A 15,112-nucleotide genomic window follows, 5' to 3' on the forward strand; every position below is an offset into this window, starting at 1 on the left:
TGCAGGGGTGGCCGCACGGTCACCCCTGCAGCGCGAGCAGCACCGCGAGGCTGAGGGCTCCCCCGGCGAGGATGATCGCGATGTCGGGCAGCCGGCCCGTGCGGTGCACGAGGGCCGCGAGGAGCGCGAGTGCGAGCACCCCCACGATCGCGAGAGGCCCCGGCACGCCCGCCTCCCCGGCGATGCGCAGTCCCGAGTGCACGATCGAGACCGCCACCGAGGCGAGCAGCCCGCAGATGACCGGGAGGATGTAGTCGCCGAGGTTGCGCACGAAGAGCGAGTTGCGCGCGCGGTCGTAGCCGGCGAGCGCCCCCAGCGCGACGACGCAGCACACGCCCGTCGTCGTGAGGAACGCGGCCGCCGCGAGCGCGATTCCGAGCGCCGCGCCGCCGACATCCGAGCCGACCGCGTACGACACCGCGGAGGCGAGCTTCACGAGCGTCGGGCCCGGCAGCGCGTTCGACACCGGCACGATCTGCCCGTAGAACACGCTCTGCTCGACGAGGCCGCCGCTGACGAAGAAGCCGTCCGCGACGCCCGTGTAGGCCTCGCCGCCGCCGAACGACGACAGCGTCGAGAACCCGACGAGCCCGAGCAGCGCGCCCGGTTCCGCGCCGAGCAGGAACGCCCCGCCGATCGCGACGACGACGAGCGCCGCGGCGAGTCCCGCGCCGACGAGCGCGCGTCGCGGGTCGGACGGCCGCCCCTCTTCGCGCTCCCCCGGCCCGCGGCGCAGCCGTTGCACGGCGGAGACGACCGCGATCACCGCGATCGCGAGCACGACGAGCTGCAGCGCCGAGAGTTCCGGCACGTCGGCAAGGCGCCGCCCGGTGACATCCGTGACCAGCAGGAGCACCTTCTCCGTGCCCGTCAGCGCGAACGCGGCGAGCGCGATCAGCGCGTATGCGACCCCTCGGCCGCGCAGCACCTTGGCGACGTAGCGGTAGAGCAGCACGAGGATGAACGCCGTGATGCCGATCGAGGCGTACTCGATCGTGCGGATGCCGGTCGGCCCGAGCGCCGCGAAGAACGCGAGCAGCGCGACGGTGAGCGCGGCACCCGGCAGGCTCACGAGGATCGCGCCGAGCACGGCCGTGACCGGACCGCCGACCTGCACCCCGGAGAGCGCCGCGAGCTTGGTCGGCAGGGCGCCGGGCGTGATGTTCGCGATGACCGTGTCCTGCGTGAACGTGCGCTCGTCGAGGCCGCCGCGACGGCCGACGAGCTCGCGCTCGAGCACGGGGATCAGCGCGCTGCCGCCGCCGAAGCCGATGACGCCGACCTTGAGCATGCTCGGCAGGTGGCGGTGGCGCGGACCCGTGGCATCCGCGCCCTCGGTCAAGCGGAGTACCGCACTCCCCACGAGCCCGACCACGAGTCGCCGGTGCGGAGCCAGCGCAGACCGAGGCCGCTGACGAGCGCGTTCGGCGGCGCGGTCATCGGCTCGATCGCGACGGCGAGGCCGCGGCCGTCGTGGCGGGGCCAGAGGCGCGTCGTGAACACCTGCATCCACGGCCACTCGGTTGGGTCCTGCAGCAGCGACACGCGACGGCCGTCGGGGGCCTCGAGCCAGGCGGTCGCGCCGTCCTCGGCGTGCACGTCGGCGAAGGCGGTGTCGAGGATGACGCCCCCGAGCCGCCTGCCCTCGCGCAGGTCGTACTTCGTGCCGTCGACCGGAGGCACCTCGCCGGTCGGGTTGAGCCGCTCGTCGACTTCGATGACCGAGTCGGCGAGCACCGTGAGCGTGAGGTCCTCGGTGCGCACGTCGCCGATGCGGAAGAACGGGTGGGTGCCGACCGCGAAGGGGGCCTCGACGTCGCCGGGGTTGCTCGCGCCGTGGGTGACGCGGATGCCGTCGTCCGTCAGCTCGTACGTGACGGTCGTGTCGAGCAGGAACGGCCAGCCGGCCTGCGGGTAGATCGTCGCGGCGAGGGTGACGGATGACTCGGTGCGCTCGACCTGCGTGTAGGGCGCGTAGGTCAGCAGCCCGTGCAGGGCGTTGAGGCGCGCCGGCTCGGTGAGCACGAGCTGCTGGTCGATCCCGTCGAGCTGCCACTTGCCGTCGCGCACGCGGTTCGGCCAGGGCACGAGCACCGTGCCGTTGCCGAAGGGCGGCGTCGACGTCTCGGGATGCGGCTCGATCACGTCCACGCCGCCGACCTGGAGGGTGCGGAGAGCCGCACCGACCTGGGACACGATCGCGCGGACGTTGCCGCGAGTGAGTTCGAACTGTTCGCCGGTGAGTGCCGTCACCCTTCGACCTTAGGGCCCGAGTCATCCGCACAGAACCGGTGCTTGCGTTTGCTTTCGTTTCGCTACGCTTGCCGCATGACCACGAACGGGGTGCGCAAGCTCGCCACCCGCCTCGCCGACGGCCGAGAGCTCATCTATTACGACGACGCCGACACCCAGCTCGGCGCCGAGCGGCGGGTCGACGCCCGCACCCTCGACCCGCGCCCCGCCACTGCGACCATGCGGCAGGACGTGCTGACGGGCGACTGGATCTCGATCGCGAGCGCCCGGCAGAATCGTGCCTTCCTGCCGCCCGCGGAGTTCGACCCGCTCGCGCCCCAGACCGAGACCAACCCGTCGGAAATCCCCGATCTCTACGACGTCGCCGTCTTCGAGAACCGCTCGCCGTCGTTCGGGCCCGACCTCGGCGACATCGACCCCGCCTACCTCGCGAGCGTCGGCTTCGAGCGCACCGCGCCGTCGTACGGCCGCACCGAGGTCGTCTGCTTCAGCCCGCAGCACGAGGGCTCGTTCGGGTCGCTGTCGACCTCCCGGGCCCGCACCGTGATCGAGGCGTGGGCCGACCGCACCGCCGAGCTCTCCGCGCTGCCCGGCATCCAGCAGGTCTTCCCGTTCGAGAACCGCGGCGAGGCGATCGGCGTCACCCTGCACCATCCCCACGGGCAGATCTACGCCTACCCCTACATCACGCCCCGCACCCGGAGGCTGCTCGAGTCGATCCGCGAGGTCGGACCCGACCTCTTCGAGCGGCTGCTCGAGCGCGAGCGCGCGTCCGAGCGCGTCGTGCTGCAGGGCGAGCACTGGACCGCGTTCGTGCCGTTCGCCGCGCGCTGGCCCATCGAGGTGCACATGCTGCCGCACCGCCACGTGCCCGACTTCGCGGCGACGAAAGCCGAAGAGCGCGCGGAGCTCGCCGAGCTGTACCTGCGCCTGCTGCGCGGCATCGACCGGCTCTACCCGACGCCGACGCCGTACATCGCGGCGTGGCACCAGGCCCCCGTCACCGAGGGCCGCGACGACGTGCGGCTGATGCTGCAGGTCACCTCTCCGCGGCGCGCGGAGACCAAGCTGAAGTACCTCGCCGGCTCGGAGGCCGCCATGGGAGCCTGGATCGGGGACCTTGTGCCCGAGGCATCCGCGGCCCTGATCCGCGAGGCCGTGGAGGGAGTGCGATGAGCGACGGGATCGAGCGGGCGACCGAGGGGTTCGTCTCCGCGTTCGGTTCGGCGCCCGAGGGCGTCTGGTCGGCGCCGGGGCGCGTCAACCTGATCGGTGAGCACACCGACTACAACGAGGGCTTCGTGCTGCCGTTCGCGATCGATCGCCGCACCGTCGCGGCGCTCGCGCAGCGCGACGACTCGCTGCTGCGGGTGGCGTCGAGCTTCACCGACGAGGTCGCCGAGATCGACCTGCGCTCGCTGACCGCCGACGCCGTCTCCGGCTGGTCGGCCTACCCGCTCGGCGTCGCGTGGGCGCTGTCGGCGTACGGCGCCGACCTCGCGAGCGCGCCGGGCGCCGACATCTACATCGACTCGGACGTGCCCGTCGGCGCGGGCCTGTCGTCATCCGCCGCCATCGAGAGCTCCGTCGCCCTCGCGCTCGACGAGGTGTGGGAGCTCGGACTCAGCCGCGAGACCCTCGCCAAGGTCGGCCAGAAGGCCGAGAACGAGGCCGTCGGCGCACCCACCGGCATCATGGACCAGTCCGCGTCGCTGCTCGGCCGCGAGGACGCGGCGGTGTTCCTCGACTGCCGCAGCCTCGACGCCGAGGTCGTGCCGCTCGGGTTCCGCGAGGCGGGGCTCGAACTCGTGATCATCGACACCAACGTCAAGCACGAGCACTCGACGGGCGGCTACGCGTCGCGCCGGGCGAGCTGCGAGCGCGGCGCCGCCGCGTTCGAGGTGCCGTCGCTGCGCTACCTCTCGGTCGACGACCTCGACCGGGCGCAGCAGATCCTCGACGACGAGACCTTCCGCCGCGTGCGCCACGTCGTGACGGAGAACCAGCGCGTGCTCGACACCGTGCGCACCCTGCGCGAGCAGGGGCCGCGGGCGATCGGCGCGTTGCTGGATGCCTCGCACGTCTCGATGCGCGACGACTTCGAGATCTCGGTGCCCGAGCTCGACCTCGCGGTCGAGACCGCTCAGGCGAACGGCGCGATCGGCGCGCGTATGACCGGCGGCGGCTTCGGCGGTGCGGCGATCGCGCTGACCCCGGCGGAACTCGTCGCGGACCTCACGACCGCGGTCGTCGACGCGTTCGCCGCGAAGGAGTACGCGGTGCCCGCGATCTTCGTGGTGAACGCGGCGGAAGGCGCGCGCCGGGACCGCTGAGGCGGGGCAGGGGCCCGGGCTGGGCTTGCTCGGACGTTGGGATCGGGCGGTCTCTTGATCGTCGCGCCGCGCGGCACCGCTCGACCGCCGCGCGCGACCCCGCCGTCGAACGGCGCGCCCGCCAACTGTTGGTGGCGGGGCTGCGGGTTCGATGCGGGGGTAGACGGCGCTGCGGCATCCGATCGCGGAACACGCTGGCGATCGCGTGCGTGTCGCGCGATCGGGTGCGTCTTGGGTCCCCGATAGGCACCGGGTCTCGATACGCGACGCGATGCGCCGCTACTCGACCGCCGGGTGGGGCCGACACCCGCCACCAGACTGCGACCCCGCCACAAGACTGCGACCCCGCCACAAGACGGCGACCCCGCCACCTGGTGGTGACGGGGTCGCGGGTCGAGTGCGGGGGCGAGGAGGCGCTACAGCCGCTCCGCCGCCTGCACGACGTTGGCGAGCAGCATCGCGCGGGTCATCGGGCCCACTCCCCCGGGCACGGGCGAGAGGTGTCCCGCGACCGTGGATGCCTCGGGGTCGACGTCGCCGACGAGGCGGGCCTTGCCGGTCGCGCGGTCCTCGATGCGGCTGATGCCCACGTCGAGCACGGCCGCGCCGTCCTTGATCCACGAGGCGCGCACGAGCCCCGGAACGCCGACCGCGGCGATGACGATGTCCGCGCGGCGGACCTCCGCCTCGAGGTCGACTGTGCGCGAGTGCGCGAGCGTGACGGTCGCGTCGAGGCCCTTGCGCGTGAGCAGCAGCCCGAGCGGACGCCCCACGGTGAGGCCGCGGCCGACGACCGTGACGTGCTTGCCGGCGATCGGCACCTCGTAGCGCTGCAGCAGCTCCACGATGCCGGCGGGGGTGCACGGCAGCGGAGAGGTCAGTTCCCCGCCCACGCCGAGCACGAGGCGGCCAAGGTTCGTGGGGTGCAGCCCATCGGCGTCCTTCGAGGGGTCGATGAGCTCGAGCATCTCGTTCTCGTTGATGCCGGCGGGCAGCGGCAGCTGCACGATGTAGCCGGTGACCCGCGGGTCGGCGTTCAGCTCGGCAATCGCACCGCGGATGTCGGCGGCCGACGCGGTGGCGGGCAGCTCGGCGCGGATCGACTCGATGCCGACCTCCGCGCAGTCACGGTGCTTGCCGGCGACGTACGACTGCGACGCCGGGTCCTCACCGACGAGCAGTGTGCCGAGCCCGGGCACGATGCCGCGCTCGCGCAGCGCCGCGACGCGCACCGCGAGCTCCTGCTTGATCGCGGACGCGGTCGCCTTGCCGTCGAGGACGACGGCCATCAGGCCCACGCCCCGTTCGCGCCGAGACCCGGGTAGAGCGGGAAGTCGTCGGTGAGCTTCTGCACGCGGGCGCGCAGCGACTCGATGTCGGCGCCCGGCTTGAGGGCCTGCGCGATGACATCCGCCACCTCGGTGAACTCCTCGTCGCCGAAGCCGCGCGTGGCGAGCGCGGGGGTGCCGATGCGGAGGCCGGAGGTGACGCGCGGCGGACGCGGGTCGAACGGCACGGAGTTGCGGTTGACGGTGATGCCGACCTCGTGCAGCGCGTCCTCGGCCTGCTGGCCGTCGATCGGGCTGTTGCGGAGGTCGACGAGCACGAGGTGCACGTCGGTGCCGCCCGTGAGCACGGAGACGCCGGCATCCGTCGCGTCCTTCTCCATCAGACGCTCGGCGAGGATCTTCGCGCCGCGGAGGGTGCGCTCCTGGCGGTCCTTGAACTCCGGCTCGGCCGCGAGCTTGAACGCCGTGGCCTTCGCCGCGATGACGTGCATGAGCGGGCCGCCCTGCTGGCCGGGGAAGACGTTGGAGTTGAGCGCCTTGCCGACCTCCTCGGTGCCGAGGATGAAGCCCGAGCGCGGACCGGCGAGGGTCTTGTGCGCGGTCGACGAGACGACGTCGGCGTGCGGCACCGGCGAGGGGTGCAGACCTGCGGCGACGAGACCTGAGAAGTGAGCCATGTCGACCCAGAACTTCGCGCCGACCTCGTCGGCGATCGCGCGGAACGCGGCGAAGTCGAGCTGGCGCGGATAGGCCGACCAGCCCGCGACGATCACCTGCGGGCGCTCGGCGAGGGCGCGCTCGCGCACCGTGTCCATGTCGATGAGGTAGGTGTCGGGGTTCACGCCGTAGGAGGTGGCGTTGTAGAGCTTGCCCGAGAAGTTGAGCTTCATGCCGTGGGTCAGGTGACCGCCGTGGGCGAGCTCGAGGCCGAGCATGGTCTCGCCCGGCTTGATCAGCGCCGACAGCACGGCGGCGTTGGCGGATGCCCCGGAGTGCGGCTGCACGTTGGCGAACTGCGCACCGAAGAGCGCCTTCGCACGGTCGATCGCGAGCTGCTCGGCGACGTCGACGTACTCGCAGCCGCCGTAGTAGCGCTTGCCGGGGTAGCCCTCGGCGTACTTGTTGGTGAGCACCGAGCCCTGCGCCTCGAGGATGGCGCGCGGGACGAAGTTCTCGCTCGCGATCATCTCGAGGTAGTCGCGCTGGCGGCCGAGCTCCTGCTCGAGCACGCGGGCGATCTCGGGGTCGACCTCGGCGAGCGGGGACGTGAAGGTCGATGGAAGGCGTGATTCGGACACGGATGACTCCTCAGCTGCGGACAGTGTGTTCCGTCGTGGCCCAGGCGCGCGGCCACCAACCGTGTCAGTCGCTTCCCGATGGTGACCCATCCGAACGCCAGTCGCGACGCCCGCCATCCTAGCGAACGGCGGCGACCTCGCGGGGCGCGCGGGCGGGCGCGAACGTCGTGACGAGCACGAAGGCGAGTGCGGTCACCCACAGGGCGACGTGCACCCAGGGCAGCGCGGGCACGCCCCAGCCGTCGATCACGATGCCGCCGATGAGGGCGCCACCGCCGATACCGACGTTGAAGGCGACGGTGAGGAACGCGGCCGCCTGGTCGCGGATGCGCGGCGACGCCGACGACAGCACGCGGGCGTGCATGAGGGCCGGGATGCCGCCGAAGGCCAGCGTCCACAGCAGCAGACCGCCGATGACGACCGGCTGCACGCCGCCGAGCAGGCCGAGCCCGACGATGCTGACGAGCACGCCCGCCATCGCGACCGGCAGCGTCGCTCGCGGATAGCGGTCGCCGAAGTAGCCCGCGATGAAGAGGCCGACGGCGCCCGCGATGCCCTGCATGAGCAGCAGTCCGCTGATCGACGTCTCCGGGAAGCCCGGTACGTCGAGCAGCCACGGCACGATGTAGGTCGAGTAGATGTTCTGCCCCGTCATGAACAGCAGCACGGTGAGACAGGCCACGATGACGATCGGCACGGAGCGGTCGTGCTTGATCGGCAGCGGGATCTCGCCGGTCGCGAGCTGCTCGCGGTGCTCGACGTGCGGCAGCGTGAGCGCGACCACGGCGGTCAGCGCGAGCACGATGCCCGCGATGACGAGGAACGCCAGCCGCCAGTCGAGCGCGTGACCGAGCGCCGTGCCCGCCGGGATGCCGAGCACGAACGCCGCCGTGCCGCCGAAGTTGGTGACGGCGACGCCCTTCGCGAGCTGGCTCCGGTCGACGAGCAGCGCCGTGTACGGGCCGATCACCGCCCAGAAGAGACCGTGCGCGGCACCGCCCAGGATGCGGGCGCCGGCGAGCACCTCGTACGTCGGCGCGACCGCGGCGAGCGCGTTCGCGGCCACGAAGACGAGCAGCACCGTCACGAGCAGCGCCTTGCGCGACACGTTGCGCGTCACCGCCGTGAGCGGGGCCGTCGTGATGACGACCGTCGCGGCGAAGAGCGTGACGAGGAAGCCGACGCGCGACTCGGAGACGCCGAGGCCCTCGGCCATGTCGGGGAGCAGCCCGGTGGGGAGGAATTCGCTCGTGACCGCGACGAAGCTGGTGGCGGTGAGCGTGAGCAGAGGGACCCAGGGGAACGCCTTGGTCACGGGGGCAGCCAAAAGAGGATCTCCCGGAGATGTGTCGATGCGTGAAGCCGCCGCTGGACCCTCAGGAACGTGAGGTCTCTTCGAGAGTAGTCCAGATGCGTCCGTGACCACAGGGTCACCATAAAGTTGTGCGGTGACCTCCCCCGTCGTCGACCCGACCCACTGGGTGCTGACCCTCGTCTGCCCCGATCAGCCCGGCATCGTGCACGCCGTCAGCGGGGCGATCGTCGAGGCGCGGGGAAACATCACCGAGTCGCAGCAGTTCTCCAGCGCCGACACGGGCCGCTTCTTCATGCGCCTGCAGGTCGAGTCATCCGCCTCCCGGGAGGAGTTCGAGGCTGCTCTCGCTCCCGTCGCCGAGCGCTACGGCGCCCAGATCGCGCTCGACGTGGTCGGCCGGCCCCTGCGCACCCTCGTGCTCGTCTCGAAGGCGGGGCACTGTCTCAACGACCTGCTGTTCCGCCAGCGCGGCGGCTCGCTCTCGGTCGACATCCCGCTCGTCATGAGCAACCACGCCGACCTCGGCGAGCTCGCGTCGTTCTACGGCGTGCCGTTCGAGCACCGTCCGATCGTGTCGCCCGAGGACAAGGCAGCGTTCGAGCGGCGCATCCTCGAGGCCGTCGAGGAGCACGGCATCGAGCTCGTGGTGCTCGCCCGCTACATGCAGATCCTCTCGCCCGAGCTGTGCGACGCGCTCGCCGGCCGGGCGATCAACATCCACCACTCCTTCCTGCCGGGCTTCAAGGGTGCGAACCCCTACCGGCAGGCGCACGCCCGCGGCGTGAAGATCATCGGCGCGACCGCCCACTTCGTGACGAGCGACCTCGACGAGGGGCCGATCATCGAGCAGAACATCGTGCGCGTCGACCACACCCACTCTCCCGCCGCGCTCGTGTCGATCGGTCAGGACGAGGAGTCGCGCACGCTGACGCAGGCCGTGAAGTGGTTCTCGGAGCACCGCGTGCTCCTCGACGGCGCGAGGACGATCATCTTCCGATGAGCGACGAGCGCCGCCTCACCGCGATCGACGTCGTCACGTTCGTGCTCGAGGTCGTGGCCCTCGTCGTGATGGCCTGGTGGGGGTTCGCCTCGTGGCCCTTCCCCGTCAACGTGCTGCTCGGCATCGCGACGCCGCTCTTCGCGGCGACGGTCTGGGGGCTGTTCCGCTCGCCGAAGGCCCGCTTCCCGCTCGACCCCATCGGCAAGGTGCTGATCGAGGCGGCCGTCTTCGGCTCGACCGCGGTCATGCTCGCGACACTCGGGCTGCCGATCGCCGCGGTCGTCTTCGGCATCGTCGCGGCCGTCGTCCGGTTCGTGGGCATCCGGCGCGAGATCGCCTGAGCCGAGCCCTGAGGCAGCCTTGGAATCGGGCGCCCGGCACCATCACGCCCGGCGGGAATCTGACCCGCGGATCTGCGGCCGAAGCACCTCTCATCAGCAATTAGCGCGCGGTTGACTCTTGGCACTCTCCTACGCAGAGTGCTAAAATCGGTACCGGTCGGAGCCGCAAGGCACGACTCTCGAGACCAACAGCAACCACAGACCGAAGGAGTGAATGGACATGTACTTCGACCCGTTCCGTGAGCTCGACCGCGTCGCCTCGTCGCTGCTCGACCAGGCTCAGGGCCCGCGCCTCATGCCGATGGACCTGTTCCGCGACGGAGACCACTACGTGCTCAACGCCGACCTGCCGGGGATCGACCCGGGCTCCGTCGACGTCGACGTCGACGGTCAGCTGCTGACGATCCGTGCCGAGCGCACCCCGCGCAGCCAGGAGGGCGTCAAGTGGCTCGCCCACGAGCGTCCCACCGGCTCGTTCCTGCGCCAGCTGACCCTCGGTGAGGGCATCGACTCCAGCCGCATCTCGGCCACGTATGAGAACGGCGTGCTGAGCGTCACGATCCCGGTCGCCGAGCGGGCCAAGCCGCGCAAGATCGAGGTCACGACGAGCACCCCCGCGCACAGCCAGGAGCAGCGCGAGGTCACGCAGGGCTAGCGTCAGCCTCACTCACGCAGAAGGGCCGGAGCATCGCTCCGGCCCTTCGTCTGTTCTCGGAGCCGTACTCAGAGCCGCTGTCAGCGCCGTTCTCAGAGCCCCTGCCAGTGCGGCTTCTCGCGGCACTCCGCGTTAGCGCCACCGGCGTTGCCACAAAAACCGAAAGGACCCCGCCTCCGAGCGGAGACGGGGTCCTTCGAACCCGTGGATCAGGCCAGGCGGGCCTTGAGGTTCTCGTCGAGCGTGCCGAGGAACTCCTCGGTCGTCTGCCAGGCCTGCTCGGGGCCGACGAGCAGCGCGAGGTCCTTCGTCATCGCGCCGGCCTCGACCGTCTTGATGATGACGTCCTCGAGCGTCTCGCTGAAGCCGATCAGCTCCTGGTTGTTGTCGAGCTTGCCGCGGTGCGCGAGGCCCCGGGTCCAGGCGTAGATCGACGCGATCGGGTTCGTCGACGTCGGCTTGCCCTGCTGGTGCTGGCGGTAGTGCCGCGTCACAGTGCCGTGGGCCGCCTCGGCCTCGACCGTACGGCCGTCCGGGGTGGTGAGCACGCTGGTCATGAGGCCGAGCGAGCCGAAGCCCTGGGCGACGGTGTCGCTCTGGACGTCGCCGTCGTAGTTCTTCGCGGCCCAGACGTAGCCGCCCTCCCACTTGAGGCTCGCCGCGACCATGTCGTCGATCAGGCGGTGCTCGTAGGTGAGGCCGGCGGAGTCGAACCGGTCCTTGAACTCGGCCTCGAACACCTCCTGGAACAGGTCCTTGAAGCGGCCGTCGTACGCCTTGAGGATCGTGTTCTTGGTCGAGAGGTAGACCGGGTAGTTGCGCGACAGGCCGTAGTTCAGCGACGCGCGGGCGAAGTCGCGGATGGAGTCGTCGAGGTTGTACATCGACAGCGAGACGCCGGGGCCGGGGGCCTTGAAAACCTCGTGCTCGATCGGCTCGGAGCCGTCCTCCGGCACGAAGCTCACGGTGAGCGTGCCGGGGCGGTCGAAGACGAAGTCGGTCGCGCGGTACTGGTCACCGAACGCGTGACGGCCGACGATGATCGGCTTGGTCCAGCCGGGCACGAGGCGCGGCACGTTCGAGATGATGATCGGCTCGCGGAAGATCACGCCGCCGAGGATGTTGCGGATCGTGCCGTTCGGGCTGCGCCACATCTTCTTGAGGCCGAACTCCTCGACGCGCGCCTCGTCGGGCGTGATCGTCGCGCACTTGACGCCGACGCCGTGCTTCTTGATCGCGTTCGCCGAGTCGATCGTGACCTGGTCGTCGGTCGCGTCACGGTTCTCGATGCCGAGGTCGTAGTACTCGAGGTTCACGTCGAGGTACGGGTGGATCAGGCTGTCCTTGATCTTCTGCCAGATGATCCGGGTCATCTCGTCGCCGTCGAGCTCGACGACGGTCCCCTCGACCTTGATCTTCGCCAATGAAAACTCCCTCAAGTGTCCGGAATTGGGCCGTCGTCAGCCTACTCCCTGCTCCAGGTATCTCGACATCGAGACAAATCCCGCTGTCCCCCGGATGCCGAGCCCATTAGCCTGAGTCCATGTCGGACCTCAGACTCGAAGACCTCTCCGCGAAGACGATCGTGGCGGCCAACAGTCTCACTCTGCGTCCCGGTCAGGAGCAGTTCGTCGTTCCCCCGTCCTACGCCCTCGCGGACGCCGCGATCAACCCCGCCACCACCTGGGGTCGCGTCGTGCTCGAGGACGACGAGGTCGTGGGCTTCATCCGCGGCAACTTCGACCCGGACTCCGACAAGCCCGAATTCCGCAGCGCCCTCTGGCGAATCAACGTCGCCGCCGACGCGCAGGGACGCGGTGTCGGCCGTTTCGCGATCGAGGAGCTCGCCAAGGAGGCCCGCCGCCGCGGCTTCGACCGGCTCACGTCGATCTGGGAGCCGGGCGAGGACGGCCCCGAGGCCTTCTTCCTCAGCGTCGGCTTCGAGATCGTCGGCGAGACCGAGTACGGCGAGCGCATCGGAGCACTGGCCCTCTGATCAACAGCACCGTCGAGATCCTGCGGGCGGATGACGCGGGCAGGATGCTTCCGGAGGTCGCGGCGCTCTACGCGGCGACGTTCGTCGAGCCGCCCTACCTGCGCACGCCCGAGTCGATCCGCGCCTTCACCGGCGACACCCTGTACCGCCACGCGTCGTACCCCGAGTACACGCTCGTCGTCGCGCGCGACGAGGGCGGCCGGTTCGCGGGCTTCGCGTACGGCTACGCGGGCGCCCGCGGCCAGTACTGGACCAACATGGTCACCGGTCTCGTCGACACCGGCACCGCGGAGCACTGGAACCTCGGCCGGCACCGCGAGGTGGCCGAGGTCGCGCTCGCCCCGTGGGCGCGCGGCTCGGGGCTCGGCCGCCGCGTCGTGACGACGCTCATGGAGCAGGCACCGCCCGGCACCACCCACCTGCTGAGCGCGCACGAGGACGCCACCCCCGCCCGAACGCTCTACGAGTCGCTCGGTTTCCAGTCCTTCGCCCGCACCGGCAGCTACCTCATCATGGGCCGCCGGCCGTGACCGAGACGCCGTCGCGGTCCGACGAGGACTTCGGCGCGCGGGTGCTCTCGCTCGTCGAGACGATCCCGCCCGGGCGCGTGATGACTTACGGTGACGTCGCCGCGGCCCTCGGCAGCCGGGCCGCCCGCGCGGTCGGCCAGACCATGGCGTACTCCGGGGGCGAGGTGCCGTGGTGGCGCGTCGTGCGGGCGAGCGGTCATCCTCCGCTGAACCACGAGCAGCGCGCGCTCGAGCAGTACCGGGTCGAGGGCACTCCCCTGCTCTGGTCGCGCGACGGCGTCTACCGGGTCGACTTCGCCCGTGCCCGCTGGTCGCCGGGCAGCGACACCGAGTAGAGCCACCGCTTCCACGGGAACTCGGTCACCGACCACAGTTCCCCGCGCTCGGGCCACACGGCGATGTCCTCCGGTCCCGGCGGCAAGGCGCCCGGCATCCGTTCGAGTGCCCCTTCCGGCCCGGTCCAGAGGTCGCCGTTCTGCTTGTCGCCCCGGCTCGCGGTGACGTGCCAGCGGCCCTCGTGCAGCACGGCCCCCTGCATCTCGCGAATGCCCGGCGCGAACGCCCCCTCGACCGCGAACCCGTCCTCACGCGGCACCAGCCGGACGAGGCGACCGCGCTCGTCCTTGCGGTACTCGCCCGCGGTGACGTCCTCCCCGACGGAGGCGAGGAAGGAGTAGCGCATCCGCTCACCCTCCTCCGGCTGCGTCGCCCTCGCCGTCTGCGGCAGCACGTAGCGGTGCCCGAACAGGCCGGGAGCGGGCACGGGCACGACGTCGTCGAGCACGAACTCGCGGATGCCGCCGAAGGTCGCCGCGACGAGCAGCGAACCGCCCACCCAGGCGAGCCCGCCCGCGTGCACGACGACCGGCTCGAGCGCGACCGACCCCGACCGCACCACGGGCTCGACGAGGAGCACGTGCCGGTAGCGCGGGCGCCGGGGATCGGAGAGGTCGACGACGCTGATCCGCGATCCCCTCTCGACGCCGCCCCGCTTCTGGGCGAACCAGCTGACGAGGGCGACCGGGCGCCCGTCGTGCTCGCCGATGGCGATGCCCTGCGGCCACCAGACCTGCGACCAGACGTCGCGCCAGCGCCAGCGGAAGGCGTGGGTGACGGCTGTGCCGCGACGGCGCGCCCGTCGCATCCGGTGTCCGCGCTCGGCCAGCAGGCCGCCGAGGCCGAGCCGCGCGCCCGCACCGGGCAGGCCGTGCAGGGGCGCGGCCGTCAGCCGGTCGGCGGTGAGCGCGGTCGGGGTGCGGGTGAGGTGCACGCTCAGCTCCCCCGCACCAGCGGCGCGACGTCCGCCGCGACGAAGCGGACGAAGCCCTCGGGGTCGCCCTCGTGCTCGTGGGGCTCGAGCACGACCCGCTGCGCGCCGGCGGCGTGCCACCGCCGCACCAGCTCCGCCGTGGCTGCGGCGTCGCGGCCGGCTGGGGTCAGGAAGATCGTGAAGACGTGCTCGCCCCCGCGACCGCTCGCCTCCCGGCCGCGGGCGACGAGCTCCCGGGCGCTGGCGAAGTCGTCGAGGGTCGTGCTCGAGACGAGGATGGTGCCGTCGCCGACCTCGCCGCTCGTCTCGAGGCTGCGCGGCCCGGTCGCCGCGAGGTGCAGGGCGGGCGTCGTCGACGGGGGCCACTCGAGCCGCACCCCGTCGAGTCGCACGTACTCGCCGTGCGCCGTGACTGTCTCGCCGGCGAGCAGCACGCGGAGCGCGGCGACGTATTCGCGCTCGAGCGTCAGCACCGAGCGCGGACGCACCCCCGCCTGCCGCATCCACTCCTGCACGCCGTGCCCGAGCCCCGCAACGAATCGACCGGGGAAGGCGCGGTCGAGCGCCGCGATCTCCATCGCCGCGAGGGCGACGTTGCGGAGCGGGAAGGGCATGACGCCGATGCCGACGCGCAGCCGCCGGGTCGCGCCGAGCAGGGCGCCGGCCATGGCGATGCCGCCCTCGTAGAACGAGTCCTCCCAGACCCACAGCTCCTCGAGGCCGGCCTCCTCGGCGGCGCGGCCGACGGAGAGGATGCGTTCGGGCGGCAGCTGCGGACGGGCGATGGCACCGAGCAGGGGCGTTCCGTGCGACATGACCCGATCGTCTCAGG

16 protein-coding genes and 1 riboswitch are annotated in these 15,112 nt (G+C 71.4%); of the genes, 8 read left to right on the forward strand and 8 right to left on the reverse strand.

Annotation, left to right across the window (positions count from 1 at the left end):
• Window positions 1-19 precede the first annotated feature (19 nt).
• Entirely contained in the window at window positions 20-1,342 is a 1,323-nt protein-coding gene (locus tag JUB10_RS02990) for a chromate transporter (protein ID WP_207454127.1), read from the reverse strand.
• On the reverse strand, window positions 1,339-2,253 hold the full coding sequence (locus JUB10_RS02995; RefSeq protein WP_207454129.1) for an aldose 1-epimerase family protein: 915 nt from the start codon (window positions 2,251-2,253) through the stop codon (window positions 1,339-1,341). The genes JUB10_RS02990 and JUB10_RS02995 overlap by 4 nt, the downstream gene beginning before the upstream one ends.
• Window positions 2,254-2,328: 75 nt before the next feature.
• On the opposite strand from JUB10_RS02995, the gene galT reads away from it, so the two are divergent.
• Window positions 2,329-3,429 (forward strand): galactose-1-phosphate uridylyltransferase, encoded by a 1,101-nt coding sequence (gene galT, locus JUB10_RS03000; protein WP_207454131.1) that lies wholly within the window; start codon window positions 2,329-2,331, stop codon window positions 3,427-3,429.
• Window positions 3,426-4,586 (forward strand): galactokinase, encoded by a 1,161-nt coding sequence (galK, locus tag JUB10_RS03005; protein WP_207454133.1) that lies wholly within the window; start codon window positions 3,426-3,428, stop codon window positions 4,584-4,586. Before galT ends, galK begins: the two co-directional genes overlap by 4 nt.
• A gap of 416 nt (window positions 4,587-5,002) precedes the next feature.
• Here galK and JUB10_RS03010 read toward each other — a convergent pair whose 3' ends face one another.
• The 3 genes from JUB10_RS03010 to JUB10_RS03020 form a co-directional block, all read right to left on the reverse strand.
• The gene (locus JUB10_RS03010; protein ID WP_207454398.1) at window positions 5,003-5,878 is read right to left on the reverse strand and encodes a bifunctional methylenetetrahydrofolate dehydrogenase/methenyltetrahydrofolate cyclohydrolase; all 876 of its coding nucleotides are present in this window, start codon (window positions 5,876-5,878) and stop codon (window positions 5,003-5,005) included.
• Entirely contained in the window at window positions 5,875-7,173 is a 1,299-nt protein-coding gene (glyA, locus tag JUB10_RS03015; protein ID WP_307859063.1) for a serine hydroxymethyltransferase, read from the reverse strand. The genes JUB10_RS03010 and glyA overlap by 4 nt, the downstream gene beginning before the upstream one ends.
• Before the next feature lie 31 nt (window positions 7,174-7,204).
• Window positions 7,205-7,288, reverse strand: a riboswitch (ZMP/ZTP riboswitch).
• 3 nt (window positions 7,289-7,291) lie between these two features.
• The gene (locus tag JUB10_RS03020; protein WP_207454136.1) at window positions 7,292-8,488 is read right to left on the reverse strand and encodes an MFS transporter; all 1,197 of its coding nucleotides are present in this window, start codon (window positions 8,486-8,488) and stop codon (window positions 7,292-7,294) included.
• A 133-nt stretch (window positions 8,489-8,621) separates the two neighbouring features.
• Between JUB10_RS03020 and purU the strand changes: the two genes are divergently transcribed.
• The 3 genes from purU to JUB10_RS03035 all read left to right on the forward strand — a co-directional run bounded on the left by purU (window position 8,622) and on the right by JUB10_RS03035 (window position 10,484).
• A complete protein-coding gene (purU, locus tag JUB10_RS03025; RefSeq protein ID WP_207454139.1) occupies window positions 8,622-9,488 on the forward strand; it encodes a formyltetrahydrofolate deformylase in 867 nt (288 codons plus the stop codon).
• On the forward strand, window positions 9,485-9,829 hold the full coding sequence (locus JUB10_RS03030) for a YrdB family protein (protein ID WP_207454141.1): 345 nt from the start codon (window positions 9,485-9,487) through the stop codon (window positions 9,827-9,829). Before purU ends, JUB10_RS03030 begins: the two co-directional genes overlap by 4 nt.
• A gap of 214 nt (window positions 9,830-10,043) precedes the next feature.
• Window positions 10,044-10,484 (forward strand): Hsp20/alpha crystallin family protein, encoded by a 441-nt coding sequence (locus JUB10_RS03035; RefSeq protein WP_207454143.1) that lies wholly within the window; start codon window positions 10,044-10,046, stop codon window positions 10,482-10,484.
• A 209-nt stretch (window positions 10,485-10,693) separates the two neighbouring features.
• Here the strand turns inward: JUB10_RS03035 and JUB10_RS03040 are convergent, their stop codons facing one another.
• Window positions 10,694-11,908, reverse strand: coding sequence for an NADP-dependent isocitrate dehydrogenase (locus tag JUB10_RS03040; protein ID WP_207454144.1), 1,215 nt, complete (start codon window positions 11,906-11,908; stop codon window positions 10,694-10,696).
• A gap of 119 nt (window positions 11,909-12,027) precedes the next feature.
• Between JUB10_RS03040 and JUB10_RS03045 the strand changes: the two genes are divergently transcribed.
• Genes JUB10_RS03045 through JUB10_RS03055 form a run of 3 tightly spaced genes read left to right on the forward strand, consistent with a single transcriptional unit; the run spans window position 12,028 to window position 13,345 of the window.
• Window positions 12,028-12,480 (forward strand): GNAT family N-acetyltransferase, encoded by a 453-nt coding sequence (locus tag JUB10_RS03045; RefSeq protein ID WP_207454146.1) that lies wholly within the window; start codon window positions 12,028-12,030, stop codon window positions 12,478-12,480.
• Between the two features lie 44 nt (window positions 12,481-12,524).
• Window positions 12,525-13,010, forward strand: a complete 486-nt coding sequence (locus tag JUB10_RS03050) for a GNAT family N-acetyltransferase (protein ID WP_207454148.1) — start codon at window positions 12,525-12,527, stop codon at window positions 13,008-13,010.
• Entirely contained in the window at window positions 13,007-13,345 is a 339-nt protein-coding gene (locus JUB10_RS03055; RefSeq protein ID WP_207454149.1) for an MGMT family protein, read from the forward strand. The genes JUB10_RS03050 and JUB10_RS03055 overlap by 4 nt, the downstream gene beginning before the upstream one ends.
• Here JUB10_RS03055 and JUB10_RS03060 read toward each other — a convergent pair.
• Both JUB10_RS03060 and JUB10_RS03065 read right to left on the reverse strand, forming a co-directional pair.
• Window positions 13,291-14,280, reverse strand: coding sequence for a hypothetical protein (locus tag JUB10_RS03060; RefSeq protein WP_207454150.1), 990 nt, complete (start codon window positions 14,278-14,280; stop codon window positions 13,291-13,293). The genes JUB10_RS03055 and JUB10_RS03060 overlap by 55 nt on opposite strands.
• A gap of 2 nt (window positions 14,281-14,282) precedes the next feature.
• A complete protein-coding gene (locus JUB10_RS03065; protein ID WP_207454152.1) occupies window positions 14,283-15,095 on the reverse strand; it encodes an LLM class flavin-dependent oxidoreductase in 813 nt (270 codons plus the stop codon).
• Window positions 15,096-15,112: the final 17 nt, after the last annotated feature.

Source organism: Desertivibrio insolitus (genome assembly GCF_017355965.1).
GTDB lineage: Bacteria > Actinomycetota > Actinomycetes > Actinomycetales > Microbacteriaceae > JAFIQW01.